Below are 14,285 nucleotides of genomic sequence, written 5' to 3'. Positions count from 1 at the left end.
ACATGAAAACACCTATTATTTATACACTTTTAGGATTATTTTTATTGGCGAGTTGCGGAACGCAAAACCGCGTTTCTAAAACAACAAAGAAGCCTAAGAAAACAACACGAGTTGTAAAGACAACTCCAACAAAAGAACCTGTTGTAGTTGCGACAACACCTAAAGATGTTGAGGTAAAAACACCAAAGAATTCTACAAAAACTGCTACCGAATTGTACATAGAAAAGTATAGTGCTGTTGCGAAACAAGAAATGGAACGTCACGGAGTTCCGGCAAGTATCACGCTAGCACAAGGAATTTTAGAATCGGGTTCAGGAAAAGGAAAATTGACCGTTCGCTCCAACAATCACTTTGGAATTAAATGTCATAGCGGTTGGAAAGGACAACGCGTATATCACGATGATGATGAAGATCAAGAGTGTTTTCGCAAGTATGCAAATCCAATCTATTCATTTTCAGATCATTCTTTATTCTTAACAGGGAGATCGCGGTACGCTTCTTTGTTTAAATTGCCAAAAGACGATTATAAAGGTTGGGCAAAAGGCTTGAAAAAAGCAGGATATGCTACCGATCGAAAATATCCTAAAAAATTAATTTCACTTATAGAGCGTTACGAATTATACAAATATGATGCAGAAGTTTTGGGTAAAAAACCTGAAGATGCACAAAAAGTAACCACACATAACGATCGTTATACGGTTTCTAAAGGCGATACTTTGTATAGTATTGCGAAAAAACATAAAGTAACGGTTGCGAAATTAAAATCTTTAAATGGACTTGAAAACAATGAAATTTTTGTTGGACAAGTACTGTTTGTAAAACCACTTCCAAAAGATTTTTAGTCATTAAAAAACATAGTATATAGATGGAATATAAACGTAGCAGCGCGTTATTTACGGAAGCACAAAAAGTGATTCCTGGTGGCGTAAACTCACCTGTTCGTGCGTTCAAAGCCGTAGGCGGAACACCAATTTTTGTCAAAGAAGCAAAAGGCGCTTACATTATTGATGAAGATGATAAACAGTATATAGAATATATTAATTCTTGGGGTCCCATGATTTTGGGACATGCACACAAGCCTGTCATTGATGCCGTAATTGAGAAAGCCAAAAAAGGAACTTCCTTTGGAATGCCAACCGAAATAGAAACTAAGATTGCAGAATTAGCGGTTTCTATGGTGCCAAATATTGACATGATTCGTTTTGTAAATAGTGGAACCGAAGCGTGTATGAGTGCAGTTCGTTTGGCGCGAGGATTTACAGGAAAAGATAAAATTATCAAGTTTGCGGGTTGTTATCACGGACATAGTGATTCATTTTTGATTCAAGCTGGAAGTGGTGCAGTGACATTTGGAAGCCCAAACAGTCCTGGTGTTACTGCAGGAACTGCAAAAGATACCTTATTGGCTCGCTTTAATGATTTGGAAAATGTAAAAGAAATTATTTCGCAGAATGAAGGTGAAATTTCGTGTATTATTATAGAACCTGTTGCAGGAAATATGGGTTGTATTCCTCCAGTAGCAGGATTTTTAGAAGGATTACGCACATTATGTGATGCACACAATATTTTGTTAGTGTTTGATGAAGTCATGACAGGATTTAGACTCGCAAAAGGTGGCGTACAAGAACTTTTGGGCGTGAATGCTGATATTGTATGTTTTGGAAAAGTAATTGGTGGAGGATTGCCGGTTGGCGCTTTTGCAGCTCGAAAAGAAATTATGCATCATTTAGCACCGATTGGACCTGTGTATCAAGCGGGGACTTTAAGTGGAAATCCATTGGCGATGGCAGCAGGATTCGCAATGTTACAAGAGTTGAATACAGGAAACGTTTTTCAAAGTTTACATGATAAAACGGAATATTTACACAAAGGCATATCAAAAGTATTGACAGAAGCTGGCGTGACACATCAAATCAATAGAATTGGTTCGATGATTTCGGTACATTTTTGTGAAGAACCTGTGATTGATTTTGCTTCTGCCGCAAAAGGAAACAATGATTCGTTTAAAAAGTTTTTCCACGGATTGTTAGATAGAGGAATTTACATTGCACCATCGGCTTTTGAAACTTGGTTTTTATCAGATGCGTTATCGTATGAAGATTTAGACAAAACGATTCAAGCTATTGAAGAAGTTGCAAAAGATTTATAAATAGTAATATAATTTTATAGAAAAATATACGCATAAAAAACTCGGCAAATAGCCGAGTTTTTTTTATGTGATATGAAAGGAAATATCATCCTCCATTTGCGCCTTCAATTTTATCTTGACGTTCCTTTTCTTTATTTAAAGAAATTTTGAATTCTTCAAGTTGTGCTGGTTGTAAAACGGCACTAATCTTTTTTCTCATACCATTAAGTACATCTTTACTTATAATACCATTGTTTTTTTCATAGGCAGTATAGTAAATTTCAAATACTAGCTTTACTTGTGCAGGCGAAAGATCTAATGCTTTTGCTAACGCAGTTGTTTTGTCTTTTGCCATTGTTTCAAGAGGATCATCTTGTGCAGTTGCTGTTTGAATTCCTAAAAACAAAACACATATAAAAGTGAATAGTGTAATATATTTTTTCATAATTATTGGTTGGTGTTAGCTGAATAATAACTCAATAATACTAAAATTGTATAGAAATAACAAAAAAGAGAAGTTAAAAAAAGCTTCTCTTTCTTGATTTATTATTTTCTCCCGTCACGTTTCCCTTTTTTACCTTGCTTTCTCTTGCCTTTGTGCGCTTGCATTTTTTCCCACCTTTCGTATTGTTCAGCAGTTAGAATTTCTTTCATACTTTTTTTGAAAGCAATTTTTGCGTCCAAACGCGCATTCATCATGGCATACTTTTCTTCATCAGTTGGCTTTTCCTTTTTTTCTTTTTTAGCTTTGCGTTCTTCCATTTTCTGCTTTCTAACTTTTGCAGTTTCCGTATGTAATGCTAAAATTCTTTTTTGTTGATTTTCTGATAAGTCGAGCGCAAGCGTCATTTTTTTTGTTTGCAATTGGGCAACTTGTTCAGGAGAAAGGTCTTTCATGAACTCTTTTCCTTTTTCCCTCTTCATTTCTTTTCGCTCTTTGCGATCTGTTTTGTCAGTTCCTTCTTGTGCTGCTATGTTTAGTGTAAATAGTATAGCGAGTGCATAAATGATGTTTTTCATGTCTTTTGTTGTTATATTTATTTGCTTCTTGGACTTATGTGATATAGAAAGGTTTAATGCGAATTTTATTTTGGGAATTGTTTAACAAGGTTCTAACGAAATTTAACGTGAAAGCTTTGTTTAAATTCATTTCTTTGAATCATACATTATTTGTTTTATGAAATACATTGGCTACGTTTTTTATTACGCTAGAGAATTGCTCTTTTTGTCATTCTTGCTGACGTTATGCTATGTATTTATTCCTGTTTTCGCGCCCATGGCAATTGCGGCTAAACTAGTGTTGCCTTTTGTGTTTTTCATCATTAAAAAAATGAACGATCAGACAACTTTATATTTTTTGTATAATTTAGGAATGCGCAATCGGACGATTCTTTTTTTATTGTTTTTCTTATCTAATGTGGATGTTTTTCTACTTCAATTTTTAATTCGATAAGCTATGTTAGAAGTTGATAATGTAGAGAAATATTACGATTCGGTTCAAATCCTTTATGGCGTGTATTTGAAAGCTGAAGAAGGACAGGTTACGGGAATTTTAGGTAGTAATGGTTGTGGAAAAAGTACCCTGCTGAAAATCATTTTTGGAACTTTGCGATCAAAATATAAGTTGATTAAGATTGATGGAAACGTACTTCACAAAAAAATGTACACTACCGGAATTGCCAAATACTTGCCGCAGCATAATTTTATTCCTGATTTTTTATCCATTCGAAAAGCTTTGAAGTTATACGGTGTCACCGAAACTGATTTTAAAGCATTTTTTGTTGAAGAAGATTTCGATTTAACTCAAAAATTCGGAAAGTTATCTGGTGGACAACGAAGAATTGTAGAAGTCTTTTTAACCTTAAAAACGCCTTCGCGAATCATTTTGCTCGATGAACCTTTTTCGCATATTGCTCCCATACAAATTGAGCGGATTAAGGAATTAATTCAACTACAAAAACAGCATAAAATCATTCTTATTACCGATCATTTTTATCGTGAAATCACGGAAGTTTCAGATGCTATTTACTTAATCAAAAATGGAAGCTCTAAACGTGTACAACAACTCACGGATTTGGAAGATTATAAATATATTTCTGAAGGGAGTTTGTGAGGTTAGGTGTGTTTTAATTGGAATTTGACATGAATATTTCTTGCTAGCCGCTGGCAAGGGATTATGGAATTTTTAATTACGGCTCATGCTTTTATAGTTTATTTGGCATTACCACACGATGGAATCGTGCGGTAGCGGGGGAACTGGTTTTTATATTTTCATGACTATTTAGCCATACATTTGCCTATAATCTTCTATGGAATAATCCACAACATCATTTATGAATTCACTAAAATTACTCCTATCTTCTATTTGACTTAGTTCATGATTTCCAATTTCATAAAACTGGACTTTCCAAACTTTTGGATCTTCAGTGCCTTCATCAAAATAGAAAAAGAAAAATGCTTGTGAACCATGAGAAAATAACTTGCTCTGTGGCTTTGTATTTTGTTGACATTTATTACGTTGTTGTACTACTTTTTTGTCTGCACGGACTACAAGTCCGCGCTATCGGGTTCCTTCTCTATTTTTTTTAAATACTTCTCTGCTATCTCTAGCATGTCTTTATCTGTTAGCATTTTTACAACTATTTATTCATGGCTATATCGGTCTTCGTCAGGATACCAAAAAGAATGTAATGATGTTACGTAATCCCCGTTTTTATAATCTTCATATTGTTGTTCATAATGATAATGGGTTCCAAAACGTAAAACCCTACGGCGTTCTTTTTCTACTAAAAAAGGTGTGGCATTTATTGTATATTTACGATCCAATGTTTCGGAAAAAAGTTTAATACCAAAATGATAAATATTGCCAAGTGGTTTTTTAATTGTTCTATTGATCATTAATTCATGACTGTTTTCTTCCCCTAATTCTTGGGCTTTTTCTTCCTCCATTTTCTTTAAATATTTTTTTGCTATTTCTAGCATGTCTTTATCTGTTAGCATATTTTATTATTTGTGACTAAACTTTTCTGTATCTGGATACCAATAAAGATCCAAACTTGGAGCTAATGCATTATTCTCATAAAAATCTAAATACTTTTCTAAAGGATAAGCTGTTCCAAACAGGACCACTTTACCCGATTCTTTTTCGACCAAAAAAGGAGGTGTGCCTATTAAATGATCTTCTACATCTTGTGTTTCAAAATATTTTTTTCCATCAAAAGCATAAATGTTTCCATACGCTTTTTTTTCGATATACTCTGGAAAAAGCATATACTCAGTATCATATTCTCTACTAAGAAAATCAATATATTTCTCTGCAATAGTTCTCATCTCTTTGTCTGTTAACATCATTATTTAATTTTAATTAAGTATTATATTCTGCAATTCTATATATCTAGAATTTGTATATGTGAAATCTTCTAATTTTAAAAATCTAGCCACCCGATAGCGCGGACTTGCAGTCCGTGCAATAATCAAGGTCAAAATATGAATACAGGTATAACTTCTAATTCATTATCCAATTCTGCATAATTTCGTGCAGAACTAAATACATAATCCTCGGGATTAGCTACTATTTTTTCCATTACAGGATTGTTATGTATATAGTTAATTTTTTGCTTTATGAATTTGTTAGAATATACTTTTTCTGCATGATAGCCATTTTGCCAAACCTTATACATTTGTTTTCTCTTTAAATGTGAGCATGCTTTTTTAAAATAATCTAACAGCCACTCTCGTCTGCTTTCAGGATATTCTTTAATAATTTCAATAATTTTTTTTGATGTATAGGTTTTAAAATCTCTTATGACATTAGACAGTAAACTATCGCCTTGTACTTTACATAGCAAATGTATATGGCTAGACATAATACAATAGGCATAAATCTCTAAACCTTTATGTTTTTGGCAATATTGCAAAGCATTTATGATGCTATACTTTTGTCTTAACCTTGTGAAAATATCTACCCAACCTACTGTTGTTATGGTAATAAAGTAAGCAGCATCTTGCTCTGTGGCTTTGTATTTTGTTGACATTTATTACGTTGTTGTACTACTTTTTTGTCTGCACGGACTACAAGTCCGCGCTATCGGAAATAAAGTAAGTAGCACCTTACTCTGTAGCTTTGTCTTTTGTTAACATTTATTACGTTTTTGTACTACTTGTGTATGCACGGACTGCAAGTCCGCGCTATCGGGTAAGTTTTCACTTATCCAACACGTAACAGAATTCTTGTTTTTTGAGTTAATATCTTTTTTATGAATTTCTCAGGATTCTTATGGAGTTTCAAAAAGCTCTTTAGGATAACTTTTAAGTTTACCAGTATCATTAAGAATTATAAAAGAGTTATTTTCTTCAGAATCTATAACATATAAATTATCAGACTTTAAGTTATGATTGTAATTGTATTCTTTATATATGGTAGTATTACATTTTAGTATTTTAGGATATTCTATTTTCTGAAAATGATTATTACTATCAGAAGTAGTTGCTATTAACATGTTTTCTTCAAGTTTTACTAAATTATGATCCATTGCAGTTTTGAAAAAGCTGTTTTTTCTGCTTTTGCAATAAAACTCAATAGTTTTACTCTCTAATGTATATTCCCCTTTTTCTTCTATAGTCCAATTTCTTCCAATACCTAAATGTCTCATTAAAATGTAATCGTTATTTATATTTAGAAAGAGAAGGTTTGTAGTTCCTGCTTGGTTTTCTGTATAAATATATCGGTATATCCCAAAAACACTTTTTTTAGAACCCAATTGTTTTTGGTCAGTCCAATATTTAGAGAAATCCCCACTAATTTTACCTGATAGTTGACCGTAAATGTATCTTCTTAACATAATTTATTACTTGGTTATAATGTTTAAATCAAAATCTGGAAATTTTTCTTTAACCCATATTAACAATTTTTTATTGTCTACGATAGCCTTTTTTGTTTTCGGGAGCCAGAAATTATTTAGAGCGTCCTCATGTTCTTTGAGAATATTTTGTGGAACATTGCTTGTTTTTAATCGTTCTACTTCTCTAATCCTTACCTCAGCTTCAAGAAATATCATTTTACGATCACTTAGTCTACCTAATAGAATTTGTTTATTAAGTGAAATATCGATGGTTTTTCCATTAACTTCTTTTGAAACTACTGTAACAGACTTATTGTTTAAATTCTTCTCAAATTGTAAAACATGATCAATTTCATGCTCTAAATCTAAAAAACGCATTTCAGGATGCCATTCTATTTCTTTTTCAATACGTAAAAACTTTTTACCTTTTGGACCAAAAACATATCTAACTCGATACCCTGCCCCTACTTTCAAGAATGTATCAGTATCTAGCTCTATAATCCGTATTTTGTTCTCTTTCAGGAAGGATAAAATTTGTTCATATCTAGGATGTAATTTCATTTTTACAGTCCCCCATTTTATAGATTCTTCTGTTGCTTCTTCTCCAATTTTAGCGGCTGTATTTACTAGAGTTCTTCGTTTTCTTAAAAAAGATACATACTCTAATAATTTATCTAGTAATTTAGCACCTTTTATTTTGCCTATTGCAGTAACATCTTTTATTATTTCTTTAATATTACCAAAGCTAATAATTTCTTCTCTGAATAGTAAATAATATTTGCTTATAGTTTCTCCTTCTATGATACCTTTGGTTAAGATAGCTCCTTCGTTATATAATTCTTTTAATTGATAGGTAAATTTTGAATTTCCAAATTTTTTTGCAAAATCAGTAATAATTGTGAATTTTCCTCCAATAAATTTTGGGAAGTTTTTAAGTCTTTCAATACCGTACTTAAGTATTTTAATTAATTGATCCCTAGCTTTTCCAGTAATTTTTAAAAGTAATTTCCCTCCACTTATTAACATGTTTCCCATTAATGGAACTAATAAAGGAACTCCGGTTACAAAGCCGCCAATGATATATATATGTTCCCAAGTATCTAAAAAGTCTGCGCCCCATGGCTCTCCATTAGGGCCTTCAATTTTTCGTATTTGTTCTTCGAAAGCTTGAATAGCTATATCGCCAGTAGCTAGTCCTAAATCAATAATACTTATAGCGGTTAATAAAGGAGTTGTACCTTGTGCTAGTGTATGTGCTGAAACTACTACTACAAGTATATCTAGTCCAACACGGATAACTTTTATGAGGTCTTTTAAATTACGTTGAAAAGCCTGATCTTTTAAAAAAATTGCAGGAACTTGAAAAGTAGTTTCTTTTCCATCAGTATCTTCTATAACAAAATTCACAAAGTCTAAAGGATGTAAATAATGAACATAACTTGAAGGGAGAGGTTCAAATGATCCAGAATTCTCTACATATTCTTCTTCTTCTTGTACAAGTGCAATTCTTTCTTCATTAACATAACTGGTTTCATCGTTTGTATCAAATATTGCATCATATATATCATTTATAACATTAGATATGTCCTTACGTGTTAACTCATTGGCAGAATTGACTTGATAGCCTTTTGTATTCTTGAATGTAATGAATTTTTTATACCGATGAAATCCTTGCCCTTTGTAGTTACATAATGCACGTAAAAGTGAAGCGAAAATGGTTTTATTGGGAACTGTAAACCCTAACGTATATTGAGAAGTTCCTATACCATCCAAAGCGGTATAAATGTCCTTTATTATTTTAGGGTTGTCTTCAAATTTATTGTAAAGAAACTGCATCCCACTTATCTTATCACCTTTCTTATCAGCTATGGCTTCCAATACTTTTATTTGATTGCTACTATTGTCTGTAAAATAACGATCTGTATCATATTTAAGCAGCCTAATAGTATCTTTCCATAATTCTTGTAAACTTTTTTCTTTAATAAGAGATATAGGAGTTATAGAATACAGCCAATCGAGTTGTTCATCGGTTGTATTTTTACTATACAACTCTTTAAACTCAGCCTTTAATGTTGACTTTGATAATGGTGTGCCTTTAATTAATTCCCAAAAAGCTAAAAAATCTGTTGCTTTTTTGGAGGTAAGTCTAATTGCAATATATTTTGATGGCACATCAAAAGTTTTATCATTATCAGGATCATAGTTACTAAGATTGAAACCTTTTTCTCTATCATTTTTGTAAAATAGGAAGATTTTAAAACTGGCTTCTAATTTTTTGATATTTATATTAATTGAATACTGAGGCTCAGGATTTAAAGAACAAATTCTTTTATTGAACCTTGCTTCTTCAAAATATCCAGATTTTTCTTCCCCATCTAAATTATATTTAAAAGGTATGTCATGTCGTGTTTTTACATACTTAGGTAACCCCTTTACATCCCTGTCTAAGTAAATATCTTTAACACTTACTCTGTAACGACTTTGTGTAAATCGTTGAGAAGTATATTTTGACCAATTAAATATAAATTTTGGATCATTTAAGTTATTTTTTAAATCTGTTGCTAATTGGTCGAAATCTGTTTTGCCTATATTAAAATTTTCTGAGAATTCTCCACAACGATTTTCATAAAAAACACTGTTTTTTTCAGAAGGGATTTCTTCAAAATCAAGCTTCTGCATTAAAGGAAAGAAACTTTTATTTAAAACGTCTTCAAAAGGTTTTTCTGGTTGTGTATCTATGAAATTCTGTTTTTTTAAAACCATATCAATTAGTTTTTAAATCATTCATGTTTATGTTTAGTTCATAATTCGGAAACAACTCCACCAAATCCTTTCGATATTTTTGCAATTCAGTTGCCTGACTTTTGCCAATGACACTCAAATCAATATGATAGTTTCTGTCAGTCGTCCAAATATATGTGTTGATAATAGGGAAACTGCACACCATCATAATGTCCCAATCTTTCCCTGCTAATTGTGTCCAATCAGCAATCGGAGTTTTCGCTCTGCTTCCATATAAATAGATTTGATGGACAGGCGTAATTCGTTCTACGTACTGTTTCAGTTCATTGAGAATGTATGGCAACACGTTGTCGTGTTGCCATATCATTTCTAATTGTACACTACTCATTATTGAAATCTATTCAATGGAAGTAGTACGTCAATTTCTGCATCGGTAAGTGATGTTGCGTATTTATCCTGAATACGATTGGTGTATTTTGTAGGTGAACTTACAACGATACCTTCTGAATTCATTTCAACTTTCAATACATCATGCGCTTGATCATTTACAGGACCTTCTACATTAGGTTTTTCATACGAGAATGTTGAAATTTTTCCGTAATCAATCTTAAATTGAAGTCCCAATGGATTTGCTTCATTGTCAAATACTTGTTGCGCTTCTACACCAGAAATTAAAGATATTTTCTTCGCTAATACTTGATAAATAATACCCGCACTATCTAGTAAATCCCAATTCGCATCACGCTGAATTACAATTTCCTGATCCATACATTTATAAGTCAATGGAAATGCTTCTGAATCGTCAAAATCAGCTACTGTTTGAAGTTTCGCTCCTGAATTGTTATGAAATGTGAGCTGAATTTCCTTTTTAGAAACCGCAGCATCACCAACTTGTAAATCATTAAAAACAGTTGGGTCATTCACAATATTACTGCTGCATTCTGATTGATCAGACTCAATGAAGTCATCAATATCATCACATTCACAAGGCAACGCTTTTTCCACTTTTAAGCCTAAACTATCAGCTTGTAAAATGGTCAATGAAGTAGGAACGCGCGTTTTCCAAGCTTTTCCTTCTTTTATACCTAATGGTTTTTTCAATTCATCAACAATTGACATGTATAATGGATCGTCCAATAAAGGCAACTCGCCACCATTCCAAATGCTTCCTGTACTCATGTAATGCATAACAGCTTCTTCAAATCCTGGGCGAACAGTTAAGACAACTCTTGCCAATCCAGCTTGCATAAAGCTTCTGAATAATGGATCGTTGTTTTCGAAATTGTACAGTTCATTCCATTCTTTGCGATTACCCCAATAGAAAGGATAGAAGTTATACGACATAATTTCCCATTCAAATGCTTGTTCCATAAACTTTGCAAACGAAGCATAATCGTCTAGTGATTGTGTTACGGTTACATTATGATTGTCTAATTCATCACCTGAATACATTTTTTTACCAAAAGTTCGTTCGGCTAACGGAGATTGATCCATTAAATAAGATAAACAGTTTTTACGTAATACGGTTTGTTCAATTTGACGATAGAATAGTGGATTCGATTCTTTTAAAGCCGCAACTTTTACTTCTTCTTCGCCTTTTTGTGCAAGATATTCAGCCAATTTATCTTCATATGCTGTAATAATTGCATTGAACGTTTCCAATTGCCATCTTTCAAAAGTTTCATCTAATCTTCTAAGTTTAATACTTACGTTAGAATTTCCAGAAAGATGTGTTAACGATGAAAATGAAACAGGAATAGTTGAAACAAATTTTGATAAAGACCTTGTGTCATCTTGAGGCATTTTTACACCTCCAACAATGATATGTGTTCGACCGTAGCCACTATCTTCACTGTCTATCCATTCTGCTTTTGCGTTTAAAGTATAATACCCTTCAGGAATATCCAATTCTACATGTTCTCCATAACGTTCATGCTCATTGTCTTTTACCTCCGTAGCTTTATACGAAAATGCTTTTCCAATAAACATTTCTTCAACTGGTGGCTGACTAACTTCTGCATTGTAAATAGCTGCTAATATTTTATAATTTTCTTCGTCAATTTTAGATGCATCACTGATTTTGTGACTGCTAATAGTTACCGTTCTCGGATCTATTGGTTCTGCTAAAATCATTGTATCACTCGAAGTATCTTCTTGCATTGATGTCATGGCGATACGATGTAACTTTGAAGGTTGCGGAATGGCAAACTCATACATCAAACGTCGTCCGTAATTGAAGATTTGATTTTTGTATATTTTATCAATCCATCTGTAAACGCCCACAATATGTTTGTCTCCTTTTCTGTTGTCAAAACCATGTGAATTGTTCTCTTCATATTCTTCCACAATCTTTGAAATACGTTCCTCTTTTACACGTTGTACTACACGATCCATCGCTCTTGATGTAATTTCTTGTGCTTCTGTCATCGCTTGATTGACGCTGTCTTCATTTGATGTATGTGTTGCAAAATTAACGCCAGCACCTATATTGAAGTTAACACCTATACCACCAGTTTTCCAACTAGCATTTGAATTTGCATAAGAAGAGAAATCTTGTGATTCTGAAATTACTTGTGAAACTTCATTTTGCATTTCAAAACGATCCGTAGTAGTTGTGTCAGACAAACGTTCTTTTTCAGTTTCTGAACTTGTAGACGTTGTATTTTCTGAACTACGCAATCTACGGGTAGATTTTTCCTTGTATTCGCGCGCCATCACATTTTCAATATGCGATACTTCTCCTTCGGTATAACAATGTACGCTTTGCTCTACTTTTCGATAATCTGCAATTCCTAATTGACGCATTCCATATCCGGAAGGCACAAATTTTTCTTCACCTGTTGTCGGATTTGTAGTTGAACCGCCACTTGTTCCTAAACCACACGTGTTTGGACGTAATATTCCATCAAAAGAAACGGATGTTCCATCTAAGAATGTAACTGCACTTTTTAGATGTAAAGTGCTCGATGAAACAGGTCCTGCCAACACTAGAAAGTTTATTTTTACAGAATCTGAACCAGAAGCAATAATTGCAAAACTGTCTGATTGGGTCAATTCTACACCATCCATACTCAATACTCTAGTAGTAGTACTAATCACTGGAGAAATACTGTCTGCATTGCTAGCGATGTCTGCAAAAAATTTCCAAGACGAATTTCCTGTTTTTGGATCAATGATTACTTTTGAACAAAAAGCTGCTTGATAAGCACTTCCTAAATCATCTGTAATTGTTTTTGAGATCGGAAGAATTGTTCCATTTATACTTACTGATTTTTTATAAAAAGAAGTGTTTTCGTATAAAGTAGCCGTAAACTGTGCTGTTTCTTTTGCTAATAATTTTTTAGCTTGCGCGAAGGTTTTTATCTTGTCAATTGGCTTTAAAAAAGATAAAGTTTCATACGCTAGTGGTGAAAATAAGTTGATGGCTTCTGCCGAATCAATTTCATCATCAAACGAAAAAGAAAATACAGGCAAACTTGGATATTTTACAGGAACTGGCTGATCGCAAGGATTTACATTTGAAGCATCATACACGATATCACCTCTTAGGTCACACCAAGTGTCCTTAGCGGCTTGCACAGCTACTTCATACGCATCTAACAATACTTTTACATCTTTGTCATGATTCGCCTTTGCAGTTGCATATGCTGTACGATATTCTTCTTCGTAAGTAGCATGTAATTCTTCAACTTCTTCTGTTACTTTTTCTAAATTTTGCAATTCTAAATTCGCAATACTTGCTAATAAGTTTTGGCTTAATGGAACCGTTTTATACGTGCTTGTTGTATTTTCAGAATTGTTTTCATCTGCTAAAACATCTTCAGAATGATCAAACAATTCGCTTGGTAAAATTACTTTTGCGTATACAATACTGTTTACAATGCCTTTCTTTTCATCTGCGTCTAATTCTTCTCCTGTAGGGAAATTAGCAATCACATGATTTGCTTTGAGCATGTGAATCACGGCTTCTTTTGTATAGAAGTCTTCTTCTGTTACAAATTGATAAAATAAGTTGTTCCAAAGCGTTCCATCTTCTGTTAAGGCACTTACACTAATAGTCATTGCTTCAATTTCCTCAATTGTAGCTGTCGTTCTGTTTTTAGCTAACCATTCAGAGAATTCAAATAGTTTGGAGTCTATCGCTTTTACTTCTGACTTTGTTAAGCTTCGATAGTCTGCGGCAACGGTTTGCAATGTTTGCCATTTGGAAACACCAGGTTCTCGTTCAGACATAGCGTCGTAAAAATCATCGGACTTTGCAGCTTCTGATGGGAAAATAAATCGTAATTCTTTGTTTTTTTCTTCGCTTAAGTCTGGACTTCTTAGACTGGTAAAACGAAAGAGGGTTTGTGAATTTTGTTCTTTCATAAAATAATAATTAATTGTTACACTACAGTTTTTTGCATGCGAGATGCGTTTTAATATTTTGAACTATTAAAAGGGTTGAATTTTGGGTGGGTAAGTGGTTAATTCTTATTCAATGTATATAATATTTTACGTAATCTGTGAAATATTGTATAAGCGCAGACTTTTTTGTGTAAGCGTTGAATTTTAACTAAAAATTATGTTAAAAT

12 protein-coding genes are annotated in these 14,285 nt (G+C 33.0%); 3 read left to right on the top strand and 9 right to left on the bottom strand.

Translation table 11 applies throughout. From position 1 onward, the window contains the following. Positions 1-2: 2 nt before the first annotated feature. Positions 3-842, top strand: coding sequence for a glucosaminidase domain-containing protein (locus tag H2O64_RS18550; protein ID WP_187563722.1), 840 nt, complete (start codon positions 3-5; stop codon positions 840-842). Between the two features lie 23 nt (positions 843-865). Continuing rightward, positions 866-2,149, top strand: a complete 1,284-nt coding sequence (gene hemL, locus H2O64_RS18545) for a glutamate-1-semialdehyde 2,1-aminomutase (protein ID WP_187563721.1) — start codon at positions 866-868, stop codon at positions 2,147-2,149. Positions 2,150-2,234: 85 nt separating this feature from the next. Here the strand turns inward: hemL and H2O64_RS18540 are convergent, their stop codons facing one another. Both H2O64_RS18540 and H2O64_RS18535 read right to left on the bottom strand, forming a co-directional pair. Beyond that, on the bottom strand, positions 2,235-2,573 hold the full coding sequence (locus H2O64_RS18540) for a hypothetical protein (RefSeq protein WP_187563720.1): 339 nt from the start codon (positions 2,571-2,573) through the stop codon (positions 2,235-2,237). A 101-nt stretch (positions 2,574-2,674) separates the two neighbouring features. Further along, on the bottom strand, positions 2,675-3,148 hold the full coding sequence (locus tag H2O64_RS18535) for a hypothetical protein (RefSeq protein WP_187563719.1): 474 nt from the start codon (positions 3,146-3,148) through the stop codon (positions 2,675-2,677). Positions 3,149-3,584: 436 nt separating this feature from the next. Here H2O64_RS18535 and H2O64_RS18530 point away from each other — a divergent pair, with 436 nt between their 5' ends. Then, entirely contained in the window at positions 3,585-4,241 is a 657-nt protein-coding gene (locus tag H2O64_RS18530) for an ATP-binding cassette domain-containing protein (RefSeq protein WP_187563718.1), read from the top strand. 530 nt (positions 4,242-4,771) lie between these two features. Here the strand turns inward: H2O64_RS18530 and H2O64_RS18525 are convergent. The 7 genes from H2O64_RS18525 to H2O64_RS18495 form a co-directional block, all read right to left on the bottom strand. Then, entirely contained in the window at positions 4,772-5,128 is a 357-nt protein-coding gene (locus H2O64_RS18525; RefSeq protein WP_187563717.1) for a hypothetical protein, read from the bottom strand. Between the two features lie 6 nt (positions 5,129-5,134). Beyond that, positions 5,135-5,479 (bottom strand): hypothetical protein, encoded by a 345-nt coding sequence (locus tag H2O64_RS18520; protein WP_187563716.1) that lies wholly within the window; start codon positions 5,477-5,479, stop codon positions 5,135-5,137. Positions 5,480-5,607: 128 nt separating this feature from the next. Further along, positions 5,608-6,162, bottom strand: a complete 555-nt coding sequence (locus H2O64_RS18515) for an REP-associated tyrosine transposase (RefSeq protein ID WP_187563715.1) — start codon at positions 6,160-6,162, stop codon at positions 5,608-5,610. 240 nt (positions 6,163-6,402) lie between these two features. Next, entirely contained in the window at positions 6,403-6,969 is a 567-nt protein-coding gene (locus H2O64_RS18510) for a hypothetical protein (RefSeq protein ID WP_187563714.1), read from the bottom strand. A 6-nt stretch (positions 6,970-6,975) separates the two neighbouring features. Next, a complete protein-coding gene (locus H2O64_RS18505) occupies positions 6,976-9,732 on the bottom strand; it encodes a hypothetical protein (protein WP_187563713.1) in 2,757 nt (918 codons plus the stop codon). Between the two features lies 1 nt (position 9,733). Beyond that, complete coding sequence (locus H2O64_RS18500) at positions 9,734-10,099, bottom strand: nucleotidyltransferase family protein (RefSeq protein WP_187563712.1); 366 nt, start codon at positions 10,097-10,099, stop codon at positions 9,734-9,736. Further along, the gene (locus H2O64_RS18495; RefSeq protein WP_187563711.1) at positions 10,099-14,079 is read right to left on the bottom strand and encodes a hypothetical protein; all 3,981 of its coding nucleotides are present in this window, start codon (positions 14,077-14,079) and stop codon (positions 10,099-10,101) included. Before H2O64_RS18495 ends, H2O64_RS18500 begins: the two co-directional genes overlap by 1 nt. Positions 14,080-14,285 lie beyond the last annotated feature (206 nt).

Origin of the sequence: Kordia aestuariivivens, from assembly GCF_014397005.1 — a bacterium.
Taxonomy (GTDB): Bacteria; Bacteroidota; Bacteroidia; order Flavobacteriales; family Flavobacteriaceae; genus Kordia; species Kordia aestuariivivens.
Note: the sequence above shows the minus strand (reverse complement) of the source record. Positions and strands in the feature narration are given on the sequence as shown.